We start from the raw sequence: 19,426 nt of genomic DNA, 5'->3' as shown, positions 1-19,426 counted from the left end.
GTCAATTCCTCGTCTTGATCTGGGTGCCCAGGCCCTGCAGGTAGGCGACCAGCGCATCCTGCTCGGACTTGCCGTCCACTTCGGCCGGCGCGGCCTGGATCTCGTCCTCGGTGTAGGGCACGCCGAGGCGGCGCAGGGCGCGCATCTTGGGGATGATCTCGGCCGGGTTCAGTTTCGCGCTGGCCAGCCATGGGTAGCCCGGCATGTTCGATTCCGGCACCACGTCGCGCGGGTTGTCGAGGTGGGTGCGGTGCCATTCGTCGCTATAGCGGCCGCCCACGCGCGCCAGGTCGGGGCCGGTGCGCTTGGAACCCCACTGGAACGGGTGGTCGTACACGAACTCGCCGGCGACCGAGTAGTGGCCATAGCGCTCGGTCTCGGCGCGGAACGGACGGATCATCTGCGAGTGGCAGTTGTAGCAGCCTTCGCGGATATAGACGTCGCGTCCGGCCAGGCGCAGCGGCGAGTAAGGCTTCAGTCCGGCGACCGGCTCGGTCGTGGATTTCTGGAAGAACAGCGGCACGATCTCGACCAGGCCGCCGACGGAAATCACGAGCAGCACCAGGCCAATCAGCAGCCAGGGGTTCTTCTCGATCCATTCATGCTTGAAATTCATTGTGTGCTCCGATGGTTCAGGCGTGCGCAGCTTCAGGCTGGGCGGTGTGCAGGTGCGGACGGACCGGGCCGGTGGGAATGGTCGCGTCCACGTTGCGGGTGCCGCTCAGGGTCTTCCAGGTATTGAAGGCCATGATCGCCATGCCCGACAGGTACAGGAAGCCGCCCGTGAAGCGGATCACGTAGTACGGATAGGTGGCCTTGACGCTCTCGGCGAAGGTATAGGTCAGGGTGCCGTCCGGGTTCACCGCGCGCCACATCAGGCCCTGCATCACGCCGGCGATCCACATCGACGCGATGTACAGCACGATGCCGATCGTCGCGACCCAGAAGTGGACGTCGACCAGGGCGACGCTGTGCATCTGCTTCTTGCCCGCCAGGCGCGGGATCAGGTAGTACAGCGAACCCATGGTGATGAAACCAACCCAGCCCAGGGCGCCGGCGTGCACGTGGGCGACCGTCCAGTCGGTGTAGTGCGACAGCGAATTGATGGTCTTAATCGACATCATCGGGCCCTCGAAGGTGGCCATGCCATAGAACGACAGCGAAACGATCAGGAACTTCAGGATCGGGTCCGAGCGCAGCTTGTGCCAGGCGCCGGACAGGGTCATGATCCCGTTGATCATGCCGCCCCACGAAGGCGCCAGCAGGATCAGCGAGAACACCATGCCGATCGACTGGGTCCAGTCGGGCAGCGCGGTGTAGTGCAGGTGGTGCGGGCCGGCCCACATGTAGGTGAAGATCAGGGCCCAGAAGTGCACGATCGACAGGCGATAGGAATACACCGGGCGCTCGGCCTGCTTCGGGATGAAGTAATAGACCATGCCGAGGTAGCCGGCGGTGAGGATGAAGCCGACCGCGTTATGGCCGTACCACCACTGGATCATGGCGTCCTGCACGCCCGCGTACGCGGAGTAGGACTTCATGAAGGACACCGGCATCACCGCGCCGTTCACCACGTGCAGGATGGCGACCGCCAGGATGTAGGCGCCGAAGAACCAGTTGGCGACATAGATGTGCTGCACGCGGCGCTTGATGATGGTGCCGAAGAAGACCACCGCATAGGCCACCCAGACGACCGTGATCAGGAGCGCGATCGGCCATTCCAGTTCGGCGTATTCCTTGCCGCGGGTGAAGCCCATCGGCAGCGAGATCGCCGCCGAGACCAGCACCGCCTGCCAGCCCCAGAAGGTGAAGCTGGCAAGCTTGTCCGAGAACAGCCGCACCTGGCAGGTGCGCTGCACCACGTAGTAGGACGTGGCGAACAGGCCGCAGATGCCGAAGGCGAAGATGACGGCGTTGGTGTGCAGCGGACGCAGGCGTCCGTAGCTGAGCCAGGCGATGTCGAAGTTGAGCGCGGGCCAGGCCAGCTGCGCCGCGATGAAGACGCCGGCGGCCATGCCGATCACGCCCCACACGACGGTCGCGATGGCAAACTGGCGCACGATCTTGTAGTTATAGTTTAGACTGGTGTCCAAGATGCTCTCCTGAAAATACCTTGATGGATGACAATCAGGAGTGTCGTTTTTCGCCGAGTAAAAATCCTTGATGTGAATCAAATTGTTCAGCATCACATGCGGTATGCAACAGCGCGTGTTGCCAAATCCGCACCGGGTCTACATAAGACACGATTCAGGAATCGAGGATGCGATTTTGAGATGAATCAAGATATCGATCCAACGCGGGAAAGCACGCCATGCCGCCTATTTCGCCATCCGTCTCCGAAGAACTGAGAAAGCGCCTGCAGCAGGCGCGGGCCGACCTGCTCGATGCCGTGCGCGCGCGCACCGGCCAGCAGGATGACGAAGCGCCAGCCATCGGGCCACTGGCGCACCTGGGGCAGGGCGACGACGCGCCGCAATCGGAAATGCTCAGCCATAACGAAGCGCGGCTGGCCGAGCACGAGTCCAGCCTGCTGCACGAGATCGATGTCGCGATCGGCAAGCTGGCGGCGGGCGGCGCCGGCATCTGCGAATCCTGCGGCCGCGACATCCCCGAGGCCCGCCTGCTGGCAACCCCCACCGTGCGCCTGTGCATCGGGTGCCAGGAACAGCGCGAGCAGGACCAGCACAGCGGCCGCGGCCCGTCGATGTAGGGCGGCTGCCCGCCCCGGCGTAAGTTCAGCCCGCGTTCTCGCTGCCGCCCACGCGTCCAGCGCGCCCCTGGGCCGACGCGCCCAGCGCGTCGCCGCGGTCGTCATCGACCAGGATCCGCATCCCCGGCCCTTCCAGGTCGTCGAACTGCCCGCTCTCGGCCGCGCCGAAGAAAATCCAGACCGCCAGCGCGACCAGCATCACGCTGAGCGGAACCAGAAGATACAAGGCTTCCATCCTCAGCCCCTCCGCAGCCGCAAGGCATTGAGCACCACCAGGGCCGAACTGCCCGCCATGCCGATCCCCGCCAGCCAGGGGTTGAGCAGGCCGGTGGCAGCCGCCGGGATCGCGGCGAGATTGTAGAGCGAGGCCCAGAGCAGGTTCTGGCGGATCACGGACAGCGTGCGGTGTGCGGTCTCGGCAGCCTCCGCCAGCGGCAGCAGGCTTTCGCCCAGCAGCACGCCGTCGGCATGCACCTGCGCCAGCTCGGCCCCGCAACCCATCGCGAACGACACGTCGGCACCGCGCAGCACAGCGGCGTCATTGCTGCCGTCGCCCACCATCGCCACCACCGCCCCCTGCTCCTGCAGCGCGCGCACGAAGGCCAGCTTCTCGTCCGGCAGGCAGGCGCCGAAGGCGCTGTCGATGCCGAGCTCGCGCGCCACCGCGGCACTCGCCTCCTGGCCATCGCCGCTGAGCAGGATCACGGTCTTGCCCGCTTCCTGGAAGCGCCGCACCACTTCAGGCGCCTCCTCGCGCACGGCGTCGGACAGGTCAAAGCGCGCCAGCCACTGGCCTTCGCAGCCCAGCCAGGCGGTGCTGGTGCCGCTCGGCGCCGCCGCGCGCGCCATGCCGCCCGCCAGTTCCTGCACGAAGTCGGCGGTGCCGATGCGGTACAGCACGCCGTCGATGCGGCCTTCGAAACCGCGGCCGAAGGTGGAGCGCAGCTCGCGTGCCAGCAGGCCATGGGCCGGCATGGCGGCCCGGATCGCCAGGCCGATCGGATGCACGTTCTCGGCCTGCATCGCGGCGCCGATGCGCAGGCACATGTCGCTGTCGAGCGGTCCGATCGGCAGTACCTGGCGCAGCACCGGACGGCCCAGGGTCAGGGTGCCGGTCTTGTCGAACACCACATGGGTGGCGCGCTCGAAGGTTTCCAGCGTGTGCGGCGCGATCGCCAGCACCCCGCGGCGCAGCAGGCGGTCGGTGGCGGCGGCCAGCGCGGTCGGCGTGGCCAGCGACAGCGCGCACGGGCAGGACACCACCAGCACCGCGATCGCCGCGGGCCAGGCGCGGGCCGGATCGAACACGTTCCACAGCAGATAGACCAGCACCGTCAGCAGCAGCAGGCCGGCCACGAACCAGGCCGCGGCGCGGTCGGCCCACAGCGAGATCGCCGGCTTGCCCTGGCCGGCGCGTTCGACCAGGCGCACCAGCATCGCCAGGGTGCTGTCGCGCGCGGCGGCGACCACCCGCAGCACGATCGCCTGGCCGCCATTGACGGCGCCACCCGGCAGCAGCGCGCCCGGGCCCATGCGGCGTGGCAGGCTTTCGCCGGTGAGCAGCGAGAAATCGAGGTCGGTGCAGCCTTCGACGATGGTGCCGTCGGCCGGCACCGCCCGTCCCGGCGGTACCAGCACCAGGTCGCCCGCGGCCAGCGCGGCGGCCGGCACCAGTTCGGTGTCGCGCCGGGCCGGGTCGCCGCGCAGGCGCAGCGCCGATGCCGGCGCGCCGCCGCGCAGGGCCTCGAGCGCCTGGGTGGCGCGGCGGCGCGCGCCCAGTTCCAGATAGCGGCTGCCCAGCAGCAGGAACACGAACATCGTGATCGAATCGAAGTACACGTCGCCCTTGCCCGAGACCAGGGCGGCGCAGCTGCCGGCGAAAGCGGCCGCGATGCCCAGCGCCACCGGCACGTCCATGCCCGGCACCCCGCGCTTCAGGTCGCGCCACGCGCCGCGGAAGAACGGCAGCGCCGAATAGGCCACGGCCGGCAGGGTCAGGGCGAACGAGGCCCAGCCCATCAGGGCCGCCATCGCGGCGTCCATGGTACCGTCGTCGGCCAGGTAGACCGGCACCGCATACATCATCACCTGCATCATGGCCAGGCCGGCCACGAACAGCTGGCGGAACAGGGTACGGCGCTCCTGCTCGAGACGCGCGGCATGGCGCTGCGCGTCGTAGGGCGCGGCCGCATAGCCGATCGCGCGCAGCGCGCGCACGATGTCGCTCGGCCGGCACAGGGCCGGGTCCCAGCGCACGAACACGCGTCCGGTGGCGACGTTCAGCGCGACCTCGCTCACGCCGGGCAGCGCGCCCAGGCGGCGCTCGACCAGCCACACGCAGGCGCCGCAGCGTACCCCCTCGATCGAAAAGCTGGCTTCGCCGTTCAGTCCCTGCTGGTCGATCAGGACCAGCTCGGGGTCGTCGGCGCCGTCAGCCGCCGGTGCGGCGTATTCGGTGCGCGCGCGGTAGTAGCCACCGAAGCCGCCCAGCACGATCGCCTCGGCCGCGGCGGCGCAGCCGGGGCAGCACATGCTGCGCGCGGCGCCATCGATATCGGCCTGCCAGCGGCTGCCGGCCGGCACCGGTGAACCGCAATGGAAGCAGCCGGCGGCGGCGGCGGCCGTGCCCGTGGCGGCGCCGGTGCCGGCCGCGGCGAAGTCCGCAAGCACGGCGCTCATGCCGCGCTCCCGGGCGCCACGCACAAGACGTCGAGCCAGCCCGGCGGCAGCCCGCCGGCGGCGCGCCACAGACCGAGCAGGCCGAAGCCCAGGATCAGCAGGCCACTGGCCAGGCGCACCTGGCGCAGGCCCAGCAGCGCGCGCACACGCAGGCCGGCCATGCCGATCGCCGCCAGCATCGGCAGCGTGCCCAGGCCAAAGGCCAGCATCACGGCGGCGCCGCCCGCCGCGGAGCCACTCAGCATGGCCAGCGCCAGCATGCTGTACACCATGCCGCAGGGCAGCCAGCCCCACAGTGCGCCGGCCACGAACATGCGCCCCGGCGTATCGGGCTGGCCAAGGCGGGCCAGCTGCGGCGCGATCCGGCGCCACAGCAGCTGCCCACCCTGCTCCAGCAGGGCCAGGCCGCGCCAGGCATTCATCAGGTACATGCCAAGCGCGACCAGCATCAGGTTGGCCGCCACGTAGGCGCCGAGCTGCAGTGCCGGTAGTCCGGCGAGCCGGCCGGCGCTGCCCGCCGCGGCGCCGGCCAGGGCGCCGGCCGTGGCATAGCTGGCGATACGGCCCGCGTTGTAGGCCAGCACGTGGGCCACCGCGGGCGCCACCGTGGTGACGGTGCGTACCGGCACCGGGAAGGCGCGCGCCCCGCCGGCGCCGCGCGCCACCGACAGCGCGCCGACGATGCCGCCACACATGCCGGCGCAATGGATGCTGCCGAACAGGCCGGCCAGGAAGGCCGGCAGCGGGTGGATATCGCTCATCGACCGCTCACACGGTTTGCGAATGGCGCGGGCCCTCCGCGCGCGCCATGGCGAGGTAGCGGTCGAACACCATGCACACGTTACGGATCAGGAGGCGCCCTTTCATGGTGACGCTCAGCCAGTCGGGACCGATCGTCACCAGGCCATCGTCCTGCATCTGGCGCAGGCGCGCCAGTTCGGGCGCGAAGTAGTCGGCGAACACGATCGGGAAGGCCTGCTCCAGCGCGGGGATCGAGACTTCGAACTGGCACATCAGCTTCTGGATCAGGCTGCGGCGCAGCAGGTCGTCCATGCCGAGCCGGAAGCCGCGCGCCACCGGCAGCTCGTTCTGGTCCAGCAGCTCGTAGTACTCCTCGAGCGTCTTGACGTTCTGGCTGTAGGTCGCGCCCACGGCGCCGATCGCCGACACGCCGCAGGCCACCAGGTCGGTGTCGGCATGGGTCGAGTAACCCTGGAAATTGCGGTGCAGGCGGCCCTGGCGCTGCGCCACGGCAAGGTCGTCGTCCGGTTTGGCGAAGTGGTCCATGCCGATGTAGACGTAGCCGGCCGCGCCCAGGCGCTCGATGCACAGCTGGAGCATGCGCAGCTTGGTGTCGCTGGAAGGCATATCGGCCTCCTGGATGCGGCGCTGCGGCTTGAACAGGTGCGGCATGTGGGCGTAGTGGTACACCGCGATGCGGTCGGGATTGGCCGCGACCACCTTGTCCAGGGTCTGGCGCATGCTGTCCAGGGTCTGCTTCGGCAGGCCATAGATCAGGTCGATGCTCACCGAACGGAAGCCGGCGGCGCGCGCGGCCTCGATCACGGCCAGCGTCTCGTGCTCGGGCTGGATCCGGTTGACAGCGCGCTGCACCTCGGGGTCGAAGTCCTGCACGCCCAGGCTGATGCGGTTGAAGCCCTGGCGCCGCAGGGTATGCACGCGTTCGGCGGATACCGTGCGCGGGTCGACCTCGATCGAATATTCGCCCGCTTCATCCGGAGCGAAGCGGAAACTGCGGCGCAGGTGCGCCATCAGGTCGTCCATCTGCGCGTCCGACAGGTAGGTCGGGGTGCCGCCGCCGAAGTGCAGCTGCTCGACCTCGTTCATCCCGGCGAACAGGGCCGCCTGCATCGCGATCTCGCGTTTCAGGTAGGCCAGGTAGGTGACGGCCTTGTCGCGCTTCTTCGTGACGATCTTGTTGCAGGCGCAGTAGTAGCAGACCGTGTCGCAGAAAGGAATGTGCAGGTAGAGCGACAACGGGCGCGCGCCGCCGCGGGTGCGCAGGCCGGCCACCGCGTGCAGGTAGTCGCGGTAGCCGAAGTCGGCACCGAAGCGGTCGGCCGTGGGGTAGGACGTGTAGCGCGGGCCCGACTTGCCGAGCCGCCGCAGCAGTTCTGCGTCGAACTCGGCGCCGGCAGCGGCCTGGGCCGTGTGGGTGGCCGGGGCCGGCTGGATCGGGATAATGGGCCTGGCCACGGCCGGGAAAGCTGCTGCTTGCATGTCAATCTACTCCTGCTGCCGCCGGTGTGCGGAAGTGCATATCGGCTCGAATAGCAGGCAGTTTATTGACCGACGTCATCTGAATCCTTGACCTGCATCAAATACTGACCACACTTCTCGGCACGCGTTACCTAGCGGACGCGCTGAACTTGAAAACCGACAGCGCCTGTACCAGCCGGGCCGCCTCGTCGGCCACGCTGGCCGAGGCCGCGGCCGATTCCTCGACCAGGGCCGCGTTCTCGCGCGTGATCCGGTCGAGCCGGGTCATGGCCAGGTTGACCTCGGCGATGCCGGCGTCCTGCTCGCGGCTGGCGCCGGTGATGTCGTCCATGATGGTGGCGGCTTCGCGCACGGAATCGACCACCTCGCGCATCGTGCGTCCCGCGTCGCCCACCAGTTCGCTGCCGGTGCCGACGTGCGCCACCGAGGCCTCGATCAGGGCCTTGATCTCGCGGGCGGCGGCGGCCGAGCGCTGCGCCAGGCTGCGTACCTCGCCCGCCACCACGGCAAAGCCGCGTCCCTGTTCGCCGGCGCGCGCCGCTTCCACCGCCGCGTTCAGCGCCAGCAGGTTGGTCTGGAAGGCGATGCCGTCGATCAGGCCGATGATGTCGACGATCCGGTTGGCCGAGGCGCTGATGCGCTCCATGGTTTCTCCCACCCGGCCCACCGCTTCGCCGCCGCGCCCGGCGACGCTTGAAGCGGCCACCACCAGCCGGTCGGCGCGCAATGCGCTGTCGGCGTTCTGCCCGGCCGCGGCCGCCACCTGGGCCATGCTGCTCGCGGTCTGCGCCAGGCTGGCGGCCTGGTCTTCGGTGCGGCTGGCCAGGTCGCCGTTGCCGGACGCGATCTCGCGCGTCGCGTGCTCGATCGAGGCCACGTTGCGGCGCACGTCGCCAACGATCGCCTGCAGGTTGACGTTCAGCTGGCGCAGGGCCAGTTGCAGGCGGCCGATCTCGTCCTGGCCGCCGGCGCGCACGGTGAGCGGATGGGACAGGTCGCCACCAGCGAGCGCATGCACGGCGGCGGTGGCCTCGGCCAGCGGCCGGGCGATGCTGCGGTGCAGTTCGGCCCAGGCGGCCAGGGTGGCTGCCACGCCGATGCCGGCCAGCCCCTTCCACACCAGTCCATCGGCTGCCAGGCCGAGGGCGGCCATCAGGGCCGACTGGCCTGCCATCATGATCCCGAGCCGGCGCGCCAGCGGCAGGTTGCGCAGCGCGGCGACGCGGCTGCGCCAGCCGAGGCGCCGCACGGCGCCGCGCCGCAGCGCCAGGCCCTGGGCGGCGCCGCTGCGCAAGCGCCGGTACAGCGCGTCGGCCTGCTGCACCTGGGCGCGGCTGGGCGCGGTGCGCACCGACATGAAGCCGGTCACCCGACCGGCCTCCTTGACCGGTACCACGTTCGCCACCACCCAGTAGAAGTCGCCGTTCTTGCGGCGGTTCTTGACCATGCCGGTCCAGGGTTCGCCCGCCTTCAGGGTCGCCCACAGGTCGGCGAAGGCTTCCTCGGGCATGTCGGGATGGCGCACGATGTTGTGCGCCTTGCCCAGCAATTCATCCTCGCGGAAACCGCTGACCTCGACGAAGCTGGGATTGACGTAGGTAATACGGCCCTTGGTGTCGGTCTTGGAAACGATCGACTGGCCCTCTTCGAGCAGGTATTCGACACCGGTGACCGGCAGGTTGACACGCACGACACTTCTCCTAATTGCCATAAGGCAAGTTTTGCAACGCAGCATTCTAGCAAGCGCGATCGCCGAAATTCTTGACCTAGATCAAATTCAACCCAATAATATTTCCGTATAGAAACTTCAACAAACGCGGATAGTGTTGTCTTCAGTGTAAGATTGCGCCATGGACAACGTTACCCATTCCCTAGTCGGCCTTGCGGTGGGCGAGCTGGTCGAGCGCTCCCTGTCCGCTTCCGCCGATCCCGTCCAGGGATCGACGCGGCGCCGTGCCCTGCTCCTGACCGGCCTGCTGGCCAGTAATTTCCCGGACCTGGACCTGATACTGACCCCGCTGCTCCCGGCCCCGCTGGGCTACCTGATCCACCACCGCGGCCATACCCACACGCTGCTGTATGCGCTGCCGCAGGTGGCGCTGCTGCTGGGCCTGGCCTGGCTGCTGTGGCCGGGCCTGCGCCGGCTGCTGCGGGCGGACCCGCATGCGCGCCGGGCGGTCGTCGGCACGGCACTGCTGGGCATGGTGCTGCACCTGGGCTTCGACGCCCTCAATGTGTATGGCGTACACCCGTTCCATCCCGTCGATTCACGCTGGCTGTATGCCGACCTGGTCTTCATCGTGGAACCGGTGTTCTGGACGGCGCTCGGCTTTGCCCTGGCGCCGCTGGCGTCGCGCCGCATCTTGCGCTGGCTGGGGCTGGCCGCCTTCACCGCGATGCCGCTGCTATTCACCTGGCTCGGCTACCTGCAGTGGGGCTCGCTGGCCGGCCTGGCGGCGCTGGCGCTGGCGGTGCTCGCCTGCGGACGCCGACTGGGCGCAGACGCGGGCCTGGTCGCCGCCGTTCTCGCCTGCGCCGGCTTCGTTGGCGTCCAGGCGCTGGCCGGCCAGGCCGCCCGCACCCAGATCCGGGCCGCGCTGGACAATACGGCACCGGGCAGCCGGGTGCTCGACCTGCCGTTGTCGTCCTTCCCGGCCAATCCGCTGTGCTGGTCGTTCGCCACGGTCACGACTGGGCCTGGGCCCGGGCCGGACCGGGCCGGCACCTATACGGTGCGCGTTGGCGTGCTCAGCCTGGCGCCGGGCGTCACGCCGGTGGCGGCCTGCCCGCGGCGGTTCGGCGGCGAACCGGGCAGCCGCGCGACGGCCCTGGCCTGGAAATACACCGAAACCCGCAGCATCGCCGCGTTCCGGAACCTGCAGCGCAGTAACTGCCACTTCGACGCCTGGCTGCGCTTCGCACGCGTGCCGTCGCTGCTGGACGGCGCAGCCACCGACCTGCGCTTCGGACAACCCGGGCAGCCGAACTTCTCGACCCTGCCCTATGTGGCCAGGGCCAGCGATCCGTGTCCGGCGCCGCTGGCCACCTGGGGCTATCCGCGCGCCGACCTGCTCGGGCGCCCGCCCGGGGCGAACTGAAAGGGCGGCCGGTGTGGCGGCAGGCAGGCTCATCACGTATGATGACAAGATTGGCGTATTGACAATTCGCCGCCGTACTGGCGACGACCATGGAGACCCCGCATGACGACCGAACTGATGCTGCTTGGCTGGACCCTGGTGCTGGCGCTGGGCCAGATCCTGCTGACCGCCCTGCTGCGCGACCAGGAAACCGGCATGGCCTACAGCATGGGGGCCCGCGATGGCGCCGCCCCGCCGCCGCGGCCGGTGACGGCGCGCCTGCAGCGGGCCCAGGCCAACCTGTTCGAGACCCTGCCCCTGTTCGCGGCGGCCGTGCTGGTGGCCCACGTGGCCGGCCGCGAAGGCGCGCTGACGTTGTGGGGCTGCTGGCTGTACCTGGGCGCGCGCATTGCCTACCTGCCGCTGTATGCGGCCGGCGTCCCGCTGCTGCGCAGCCTCGCATGGTTCACTTCACTGGCCGGGCTGGTGATGCTGCTGGCCGCGATCCTCGCGCCCTGAACCATGCGCCGGCGCGTCTGACCATGCTGCTGTTTTCCTTTTGAAAGCCGAAACATGCGCCGCTGGACTCCCTTCTTCCTGCTCTTCCTGTCCATGGCAAGCGCGGCGTCCGCCGCGGCCCCGGCCGACGCCGCGTTCTGCCGCAACGGGCTGTTCCCGCGCGAGCAGGAACAGCTGGACCAGGGCGTGGTCACCGGCCAACAAGGCGAGAAGATCCATTTCTTCAGCGACCTCGACGGCTGTCCGGCCGGGGGCGCGCAGTGCCGCCGCCCGGCCTACCTGGTACCGGGCGATGCGGTCCTGGTCGGCAAGCGCGACGCCGGGTGGGCCTGTGTCTGGTACCAGGGGCGCACACGGGAAACCGTGTCCTGGATCGCGCTGCGCAGCCTGTCCCTGCTACCGGCCATGCCTGTCGATCCGCTGCGCGGCTGGACCGGCCTGTGGTCGGACGGCAGCGCAAGCATCCGCATCGCCCCTGCCGCGCCGGGCAAGACGCCTGACCAGGGTCAGGGCCTGATCCTCGCCTCGCGCCTGCGCTGGGATGGCGGGTCTGGCCCGGACGGCGAGCCACGGGCCCACTTCGGCGGCATGCGCGCCCCGCTGCGGGTCGAGCCAGCAGGGACGCGCGCGAGCGCGGCGCAAGACGGCTGCGCAGTACGGCTGGTCCGCGTGGGAAAGGCACTGGTGGCCGACGACAATGGCGCGTGCGGTGGCCTGAACGTGCGCCACACGGGGATCTATTACCGTCGCGACTGAGATGGTTGGTACCTGGGGGAAACGAGTGTTTCGCCCGTTACGGTTTGGAACAATTTCTTAGCGTGCCTACAGCCGGGCCGGATTAGCATCTGGTCATGAATTTTCGCTTCCATACCCCATACGGCAGCGTCTGCCTGGTGAAGCTCTGGGCCACCGGACGCTATGGATTTTCACTGCCGAAGAAGGTCGAGATCACCGGACCGGACGGCGTGACTTCCACCTATCTCTACCATAGCCGCAAGGTCGGCCTGGTGGCGGAACTCAGCAACCGCAGCCTGGTGAGGATCGCGATCGGCCAGTTCCTCGCCGGCGCGACCGGCGCCACTGGCGAAATCGACGATACGGTCGCGCCTTTCGATGGCGCCCTGACCCAGGTCCGGCCCGTCGCGCCACCGCCGCCCCCGCCACGGGTGCGCCCCGCGCGCATCCGGCCGCGCGCAGGCCTGGGGTGGTCGCCGGACGGCACCTCCCGCGCGGAGGAAGCAGCCTGAAACGGCTTGCCTCCCTGCAGTGCGCCGACAGTTTCAGTCCGGAATCGGACGCTTGCCGATCCGGCCTTGCGCTAGCATGGCGGCTCGATCACGACTGCCAGGAGACGATAATGGGTCAAACCGAAATGGCGAACATCCAGGCCTGCATCCAGGCCTGCCAGGAAGCGCTGCGCGCCTGCCAGGTGTGCGCGGCAGCCGACATCCGCGAGAACCAGAACCATTGCGCGCTGATCAACCTCGATTGTGCCGACATCTGCGCCGCCACCGCCAATGCGATGCTGCGCGACTCGCCCCACCACGGCGATTTCTGCGCCCTATGCGCCCACCTCTGCCGCGCCTGTGCGGCCGAATGCGGAAAACACGCCGCGATGCACCGGCACTGCGCCGAGTGCCAGGCGGCGTGCGAGCGCTGCGCGGCCGAGTGCGACAAGCACGCACGCGAACGCCACATCTGAAGGAAATATTCTTAACGCGATCTTAACGGGGCAGTAACACCACGCTGATCAGTTGCCCTATAGCATCGGACCGCCGCTGCCGATCCTGGCCGCGGCCGCTGCGGCCCGGGTCCGTGGCGCCGTCGATGCATCGCCTGGCGATGTGTTCTTTCCAGGCATGGCAAGCAGCGTTCATGGTCACTTTCCCCTCCGGCAGTACCCCCCGCGCCGCGGCGCCGACGGCATGGCTCGCGCGTGCCACGCTCTGGGCCGGGCCCTACGCGGTCCTGCTGCAGATGCTTCTGCTCGGGCTGGCGATCCTGAGCCTGTCGCGGCTTGGCCTGGCGGCCTGGCAGTGGTCGCGGGTACGTGCCACCGGCATCGACGGTCTCCTGTTCCTGCAGGGCCTGCGCGCCGACCTTATCCTGCTTGGCTATTTCCTGGCCATTCCGCTGCTGTTCGCACCCCTGCTGGCGCACCGCAGCGCCGTCAGGTTCTGGCGCACGGGAACGCTGGTCTGGGCCAGCTTCGCCCTGGTCCTGATCGTCTTCATGGAACTGTCGTCGCCCCAGTTCATCCTGCAGTACGATGTCCGTCCGAACCGGCTGTTCGTCGAATACCTCAGCTATCCGCGCGAAGTCCTGGCCACGCTCTGGCATGGCTTCCGCACCGCGCTGCTGCTGGGCGTCGGAATGACCGTGGTGCTGGGCGTGCTGCTGTTCCGTCTGTTGCGCGGCGCCTCGGCGGACATGCGCATGTGGCCGGCACGCAGGCTGCTGCTGCTCTGGCCGCTTCTGTGCGTGCTGGTGTTCATGCAGGTGCGCTCGACCACCGGCCACCGTCCCGCCAACCCGGCCCTGTTCGCGCTCACCGGCGACGCGCTGGTGAATTCGCTGGTCATCAATTCGGCCTGGTCGGTGCTGGACGCGATCGGGTCGATGCGCAAGGAGGCGCGTTCCTCGGAAATCTACGGCGCCCTGCCGCGCGGGCAGGTGCTGGCCCGGGTGCGCGCCGCGCCATGGCTGGCCGATGCCCGCTTCGCCGATCCCGAGCGGCCCACCCTGCACGCCCAGCAGGCGGCGATCGCGCGCCCCCGCCCACTCAACCTCGTCATCGTGCTCGAGGAGAGCCTGGGCGCCACCTTCGTGCAGTCGCTGGGCGGCCTGCCGGTGACGCCGGAACTCGAACGGCTCAAGCATGAAGGCTGGTGGTTCGAACAGTTGTACGCCACCGGCACCCGCTCGGTGCGCGGGATCGAGGCGGTGGTGGCCGGCTTCGCACCGACGCCGGCGCGCAGCGTGGTCAAGCTGTCGCTGGCGCAGCAGCGTTTCTACACCCTGGCCGCCGGCCTCGGCCAGCAGGGTTACCAGACCGAGTTCGTCTACGGCGGCGAAGCGCATTTCGACAACATGCGCAGCTTCTTCACGGGCAATGGCTTCCAGCGCGTGGTGGACATCGGGCAGATGCGGCCCGCCTTCGTGGGCAGCTGGGGGGCTTCCGACGAAGACCTGTTCGACAAGTCGCTCGAACGCCTGAAGGACCTGCATGCCCAGGGCAAACCCTTCTTCAGCCTGATCTTCACCTCGTCCAACCACGAACCTTTTGAATTTCCGGACGGAAAGATCGACCTGCACGACCCGCAGCGCCAGACCGTCAACAACGCCGTGAAGTATGCAGACTACGCGCTCGGCAAGTTCATCCGCGCGGCGAAGCAGCAGGACTACTGGAAGGATACCGTGTTCCTGATCGTTGCCGACCACGACAACCGGGTCTACGGGGACGAGCTGGTGCCGGTCAAGAAGTTCCACATTCCCGGCCTGATCCTGGGCGCCGACATCCAGCCGCGCCGCATCACGCCGGTCGCCAGCCAGGTCGACCTGGGCCCGACCCTGCTGTCGCTGCTGGGCGTGTCGAGCACGCATCCTATGATCGGCCGCGATTTCGCGCGCGACAGCGCAAGCCCGGGCCGCGCCCTGATCCAGTTCAACGATGTGTTCGCCTTGCTGGAAGAGGATGGCGCGGCGACCATCCTGCGTCCGGGAAAGGCGCCAATGCTGGGGCGCTACGACGCCACCCGCGGCGTGCTCGACGCCCGCGCCGGCCAGCCGAGCCCGGCACAGGCCGAGACGGCGCTGGCCCATGTGCTCCTGCCTTCGCTGCTGTACCGCGAACAGCGCTACCGGCTGGGACAGTAGCAGGGCGGCCGGTTTCCGGCCCGGTTCCTGATACTATGGTGCATCCGCCGGGCTGCCCTGCGCTGAGCATGTCCTGCGGCCATCGCACATCGCGCTATTCGAACCGGGGGCCAGGATATGAGCACGCTTGCAGGAACGACCGCTTTCGGCATGCACTTGCAGCGCGCCGATGCGCGCTGAACCGCGCCACCCGGCGCGCTGGCTGGGCAGCCTGCTGCTGGTGCTGGCGCTGCTGTTCCACGCGTCCTGGGCCCGGGCCGCTTCCGCGGCCGCCACCGGCCATGCGCGCGCCGAACTGCTGGTGCACGCCCCGGCCGGCCTCACGCCCGGCGCCGAGGCGTGGCTGGGCCTGCGCATCCTGCACGACCCGCACTGGCATACCTACTGGCTGAATCCGGGCGACTCCGGCCTGCCCACCACGCTCGCCTGGACCCTGCCTGCCGGCTTCGCCGCCGGGGACATCGCCTGGCCGACGCCGAAGCAGCTGCCGCTTGGCCCCCTGATGAACTATGGCTACGAGGGTGACCTGCTGCTGCCGGTGCGCCTGACGGTACCGGCCGGCTACCGGGGCGGACCAGCCGTGGTGAAGCTGCGCGCCGACTTCCTCATCTGCGAAGAAGTGTGCATCCCCGAATTCGCGGAACTGGACGCCGAACTGGCGCCCGCCCCCGCCACCGCCCATGCCGCCCTGTTCCAGCGCGCCTTCGATGCCGCGCCAGTCGCGCTGCCCGGCCTGCGGGCCGCCGCGCGCATCGAGAACAATGCACTGGTGATCGAGGCTGCCGGCCTGCCGCCGGCCTACCGCGACCAGCCGCTGCAGCTGTTCCCCGCCAACGGCGCCGTGCTCGACCACGCGGCGCCATTGACCCAGGAATGGCAGGGCGAACGGCTGCTGCTGCGCGCGCCCCTGTCGTCCCAGCGCAGCGACAGCCCGGCCTCGATGGCGGCGGTGATCACGGCCGGACAGCGCGCACCCGGAACCGCGCTCTCCTTCGCGATTTCCGGACCGTGGCCGCAGCCGGGCGCTGCGGCGACTGCCGCTGCCGGCGCGGTCGACGCGACTGCCACATCTGCCGCATCCGCCGCGCCAGCGCCTGCCGACGCCGGCGCGGCCCGCCCCTGGCTGCCGGTGCTGGCCTTCGCCTTCCTCGGTGGCGCCCTGCTGAACCTGATGCCCTGCGTGTTCCCGGTGCTGTCGCTGAAGGTGCTCGGCTTCGCCCAGCATGGCGGCGCGCGCAAGCGCAACGTGGCCGGCGGCTTCGCCTACACGGCCGGCGTGATCGCCTCCTTCGTGCTGCTGGCCGCCCTGCTGCTGGCGCTGCGCGCCAGCGGCGAACGCCTGGGCTGGGGCTTCCAGCTGCAGTCGCCGCCTTTCGTGGCGGCGCTCGCCATCCTGTTCACGCTGATCGGCTTCAACCTGGCCGGCCTGGTCGAGTTCCGCCACATGCTGCCCGGCCGCCTGCTGAATGCGCGTGCGCGCCATCCGGTGCTGGACGACTTCCTCACCGGCGTACTGGCGGTGGCCGTGGCTTCTCCCTGCACCGCCCCGTTCATGGGAGCGGCCCTGGGCGCCGCCCTGGCCCAGCCGGCGCCCCAGGCGCTCGCGGTATTCGCGGTCCTGGGTGCCGGCATGGCCGCACCCTACCTCGCCGCCAGCCTGTTCCCCGGCCTGGCGCGCCTGCTGCCGCGCCCGGGGCCATGGATGCTGCGCTTCAAGACCCTGATGGCCTTCCCGATGTTCGCCACCGTGGTGTGGCTGCTATGGGTGCTCGGGCAGCAAGCCGGCGCCGACGCCATGGCCGCCGTGCTGGGGCTGATCGTGGCCGCCGCCTTCGGCACCTGGCTGCTTGGCATTCCGGCGCGCAGCCGGGCCGGACGCCTCGCCGGCATCGGCGCGGCCTTCCTCGCCGTCGCGGCCGCGGCCACCTGGGCCTGGCCGGCCCTCGAGTACGCGCAAGCGGACCAGGCCAAGGTCGAGGCTGCCGGCTGGCAGGCCTGGTCGCCGCAGGCGGTGGCGCAGGCGCGCCAGCAAGGCCGCCCGGTGTTCGTCGACTTCACGGCGGCCTGGTGCGTGACCTGCCAGTACAACAAGCGCACCACCCTGGCCGACCCGGGCCTGATGGCGGATTTCCGGGCGCGCGGCGTGCTGCTGCTGCGCGCCGACTGGACCCGGCGCGACGCCACGATCACGCAGGCATTGAAGGAACTCGGGCGCAGCGGCGTACCGGTGTATGCGCTCTACCACGGAGCCCAGCCACCGGCCCTGCTGTCGGAACTGCCGAGCGTGGACGAAGTCAGGCGGGCGCTTTCCACGCTTCCCGCTTCCTGACCCGGCCGCAAACATGTAGACATGCAGACAGGAACACCACCAACCCCCAGGAGGAATCCATGAAAGGCACCATCGCACTCTCGCTGTTCGCCGCCGGCCTGCTGCTGCACGGCAGCGCCCTCGCCGAGGCCGTGGTCGGCCAGCCGGCGCCGGCATTCAAGGGCGTCGACACGGCCGGCAAGCCGGTCTCCCTCGACCAGTACAAGGGCAAGTACGTGGTGCTCGAATGGGTCAATCCGGACTGTCCCTTCGTCAAGAAGCACTACGACAGCGGCAACATGCCGGGCGTGCAGAAGTACGCCGCCGACAAGGGCGTGGTCTGGCTGTCGGTCAGCACCAGCGCGGACGGCGACCGGGCCGCCAAGTCGGCCGCGATCAGCGAGTGGGTCAAGTCGAAGAAGGCGGTGCCGGCCGCCACCATCATGGATACCGGCGGCGCGATCGGCAAGGCCTACGGCGCACGCACCACGCCGCACATGTACCTGATCGACCCGAGCGGCAAGCTGGTGTATGCGGGCGCGATCGACAGCAAGCCGACCGCCAACCCGGCCGACATCAAGGGCGCCACCAACTACATGGTGCAGGCGATCGACGAATCGCTGGCCGGAAAGGCCCTCAGCCAGGCCGTCACCAAGCCCTACGGCTGCTCGGTCAAGTACGGCTGACCCATGCGGCGCACATAATGTGCCGCCGCCATCGACCATGCTTGGCGGGCGCTGCTATGATGGTTTCCTGTATTCAAAAATAATCAGGGGATCTCCATGCGCCGCACTTCGCTTCCACGCCGCAGCCTGCTGGCTGCGGCCGCCGCTTTCGCCACCTTCGCTACCTTCGCTGCGCTGCTACCGGCGGCCAGCGCGCTGGCCGCGCCCTTCGAATCGGCGCGCATCACGGTGCGTACCGAAGGCGCCGGTCCCGACGTGGTCCTGATCCCCGGCCTGAATTCCTCGCCGCGCGCCTGGGCCTCGACCGTGGCCGCGCTGCCGGGCTACCGCTACCACCTGGTGCACGTGTCGGGCTTCGCCGGCCAGCCGGCCGGCGCCAACGCGGAAGGCAAGGTGGCCGCGCCGGTGGCCGAGGAGATCGCGCGCTACATCCGGGAAGCGGGCCTGAAGCAGCCGGCCGTGATCGGCCACTCGCTGGGCGGCACCATGGGCCTGATGCTGGCCGCGCGCCATCCGGACATCCTGTCGCGCCTGATGGTGGTGGACATGTATCCCTACCTCGGCAGCTTCTTCGCCGGCCCCGGCGCCACGCCGGCACAGGTCGAGGCGGTGGCCGGCGCCATGACGGCGGCGATCCGCAAGGCCACGCCGGAGCAGCGCGCCAGCAACACCGCAGCGACCATCGCCGGCATGGTCAACACCGAATCGATGCGCGCCGGCGCCATCGCCGACTCCGCCGCCAGCGCCCCGGACGTGAGCGCGCGCGCCTACCACGAGCTGCTGGTGACCAACCTGATGCCCGAACTGCCGAAGATCAGCCGGCCGGTGACCGTGCTCTACGTGCAGCCGAACAGCGTGCCGCTGCCGGCCGAACAGTTCGACTACGTGTACAAGGCCGCCTACGCGCCGCTGCGGCAGGTCAGCCTGAAGCGCATCCCGGACAGCGCCCACTTCATCATGTGGGACCAGCCGCAGCGCTTCCAGGACGAGGTGAAGGCCTTCCTGGCCGCGCCTTGATCAGCAACGCCACCTGCAGGGGGCGATCCGGCAGGGTTCAGATGAACGGCCAGCTCAGGATCCGCTTCAGGTGCAGGACGGTGCGCGTGCCGATGTAGCCGAAGGCGAAGGCGAACGCCAGCAGGCTCCAGGCGTCGCCCATGAGCGCCAGCCACGCGCCGCCGACCGTGCTGGCCGCCACCAGCACCATCAGCCACAGCTCGATGCTGAGGAAAAAACCGGATGCTTCGCCCCACACGCGCCGCAGCAGCGCGATGGCTTCGCCGAGAGTCTTGATGTCGTGGCCCATGCTCGTGTTCCCAGGTTGGCAATG

General features: G+C 69.3%; 18 protein-coding genes. 10 read left to right on the top strand and 8 right to left on the bottom strand.

Annotation, left to right across the window (positions count from 1 at the left end; all coding sequences use genetic code 11):
* Position 1: 1 nt before the first annotated feature.
* On the bottom strand, positions 2 to 616 hold the full coding sequence (gene ccoO, locus LCI23_RS15605; RefSeq protein ID WP_224947364.1) for a cytochrome-c oxidase, cbb3-type subunit II: 615 nt from the start codon (positions 614 to 616) through the stop codon (positions 2 to 4).
* Positions 617 to 632: 16 nt separating this feature from the next.
* A complete protein-coding gene (ccoN, locus tag LCI23_RS15600; protein WP_224947363.1) occupies positions 633 to 2,093 on the bottom strand; it encodes a cytochrome-c oxidase, cbb3-type subunit I in 1,461 nt (486 codons plus the stop codon).
* 218 nt (positions 2,094 to 2,311) lie between these two features.
* On the opposite strand from ccoN, the gene LCI23_RS15595 reads away from it, so the two are divergent.
* Complete coding sequence (locus LCI23_RS15595) at positions 2,312 to 2,710, top strand: TraR/DksA family transcriptional regulator (protein WP_224947362.1); 399 nt, start codon at positions 2,312 to 2,314, stop codon at positions 2,708 to 2,710.
* A gap of 25 nt (positions 2,711 to 2,735) precedes the next feature.
* On the opposite strand, the gene ccoS is transcribed toward LCI23_RS15595, so the two are convergent.
* From ccoS to LCI23_RS15570, 5 genes are all read right to left on the bottom strand, one after another.
* A complete protein-coding gene (gene ccoS / locus LCI23_RS15590; RefSeq protein WP_224947361.1) occupies positions 2,736 to 2,945 on the bottom strand; it encodes a cbb3-type cytochrome oxidase assembly protein CcoS in 210 nt (69 codons plus the stop codon).
* A 2-nt stretch (positions 2,946 to 2,947) separates the two neighbouring features.
* On the bottom strand, positions 2,948 to 5,389 hold the full coding sequence (locus LCI23_RS15585) for a heavy metal translocating P-type ATPase (protein WP_224947360.1): 2,442 nt from the start codon (positions 5,387 to 5,389) through the stop codon (positions 2,948 to 2,950).
* The gene (locus tag LCI23_RS15580; RefSeq protein WP_224947359.1) at positions 5,386 to 6,150 is read right to left on the bottom strand and encodes a sulfite exporter TauE/SafE family protein; all 765 of its coding nucleotides are present in this window, start codon (positions 6,148 to 6,150) and stop codon (positions 5,386 to 5,388) included. Before LCI23_RS15580 ends, LCI23_RS15585 begins: the two co-directional genes overlap by 4 nt.
* 7 nt (positions 6,151 to 6,157) lie before the next feature.
* Positions 6,158 to 7,630, bottom strand: a complete 1,473-nt coding sequence (hemN, locus tag LCI23_RS15575; protein WP_224947358.1) for an oxygen-independent coproporphyrinogen III oxidase — start codon at positions 7,628 to 7,630, stop codon at positions 6,158 to 6,160.
* Between the two features lie 127 nt (positions 7,631 to 7,757).
* Positions 7,758 to 9,320, bottom strand: a complete 1,563-nt coding sequence (locus tag LCI23_RS15570) for a PAS domain-containing methyl-accepting chemotaxis protein (RefSeq protein ID WP_224947357.1) — start codon at positions 9,318 to 9,320, stop codon at positions 7,758 to 7,760.
* Positions 9,321 to 9,480: 160 nt separating this feature from the next.
* On the opposite strand from LCI23_RS15570, the gene LCI23_RS15565 reads away from it, so the two are divergent.
* From LCI23_RS15565 to LCI23_RS15525, 9 genes are all read left to right on the top strand, one after another.
* The gene (locus LCI23_RS15565; RefSeq protein ID WP_224947356.1) at positions 9,481 to 10,728 is read left to right on the top strand and encodes a metal-dependent hydrolase; all 1,248 of its coding nucleotides are present in this window, start codon (positions 9,481 to 9,483) and stop codon (positions 10,726 to 10,728) included.
* A 102-nt stretch (positions 10,729 to 10,830) separates the two neighbouring features.
* A complete protein-coding gene (locus tag LCI23_RS15560; protein WP_224947355.1) occupies positions 10,831 to 11,226 on the top strand; it encodes an MAPEG family protein in 396 nt (131 codons plus the stop codon).
* A gap of 54 nt (positions 11,227 to 11,280) precedes the next feature.
* Complete coding sequence (locus LCI23_RS15555) at positions 11,281 to 11,982, top strand: hypothetical protein (protein WP_224947354.1); 702 nt, start codon at positions 11,281 to 11,283, stop codon at positions 11,980 to 11,982.
* Between the two features lie 95 nt (positions 11,983 to 12,077).
* The gene (locus tag LCI23_RS15550; RefSeq protein WP_224947353.1) at positions 12,078 to 12,473 is read left to right on the top strand and encodes a hypothetical protein; all 396 of its coding nucleotides are present in this window, start codon (positions 12,078 to 12,080) and stop codon (positions 12,471 to 12,473) included.
* Positions 12,474 to 12,583: 110 nt separating this feature from the next.
* Positions 12,584 to 12,928, top strand: a complete 345-nt coding sequence (locus LCI23_RS15545) for a four-helix bundle copper-binding protein (protein WP_224947352.1) — start codon at positions 12,584 to 12,586, stop codon at positions 12,926 to 12,928.
* Between the two features lie 173 nt (positions 12,929 to 13,101).
* A complete protein-coding gene (locus tag LCI23_RS15540; protein ID WP_224947351.1) occupies positions 13,102 to 15,102 on the top strand; it encodes an LTA synthase family protein in 2,001 nt (666 codons plus the stop codon).
* A gap of 169 nt (positions 15,103 to 15,271) precedes the next feature.
* Positions 15,272 to 17,431, top strand: a complete 2,160-nt coding sequence (locus LCI23_RS15535; protein ID WP_224947350.1) for a protein-disulfide reductase DsbD — start codon at positions 15,272 to 15,274, stop codon at positions 17,429 to 17,431.
* 59 nt (positions 17,432 to 17,490) lie between these two features.
* Positions 17,491 to 18,096 (top strand): redoxin domain-containing protein, encoded by a 606-nt coding sequence (locus LCI23_RS15530; protein WP_224947349.1) that lies wholly within the window; start codon positions 17,491 to 17,493, stop codon positions 18,094 to 18,096.
* 96 nt (positions 18,097 to 18,192) lie between these two features.
* Positions 18,193 to 19,113 carry an alpha/beta fold hydrolase gene (locus LCI23_RS15525; protein ID WP_224947348.1) on the top strand — a complete coding sequence of 307 codons (921 nt, stop codon included), beginning with the start codon at positions 18,193 to 18,195 and terminating at the stop codon, positions 19,111 to 19,113.
* A 37-nt stretch (positions 19,114 to 19,150) separates the two neighbouring features.
* On the opposite strand, the gene LCI23_RS15520 is transcribed toward LCI23_RS15525, so the two are convergent.
* A complete protein-coding gene (locus LCI23_RS15520) occupies positions 19,151 to 19,402 on the bottom strand; it encodes a hypothetical protein (RefSeq protein ID WP_224947347.1) in 252 nt (83 codons plus the stop codon).
* Positions 19,403 to 19,426: the final 24 nt, after the last annotated feature.

It is taken from the genome of Massilia sp. MS-15 (assembly GCF_020176695.1).
In the GTDB taxonomy this organism is placed as follows: domain Bacteria; phylum Pseudomonadota; class Gammaproteobacteria; order Burkholderiales; family Burkholderiaceae_D; genus Telluria; species Telluria hydrophila.
Note: the sequence above shows the minus strand (reverse complement) of the source record. Positions and strands in the feature narration are given on the sequence as shown.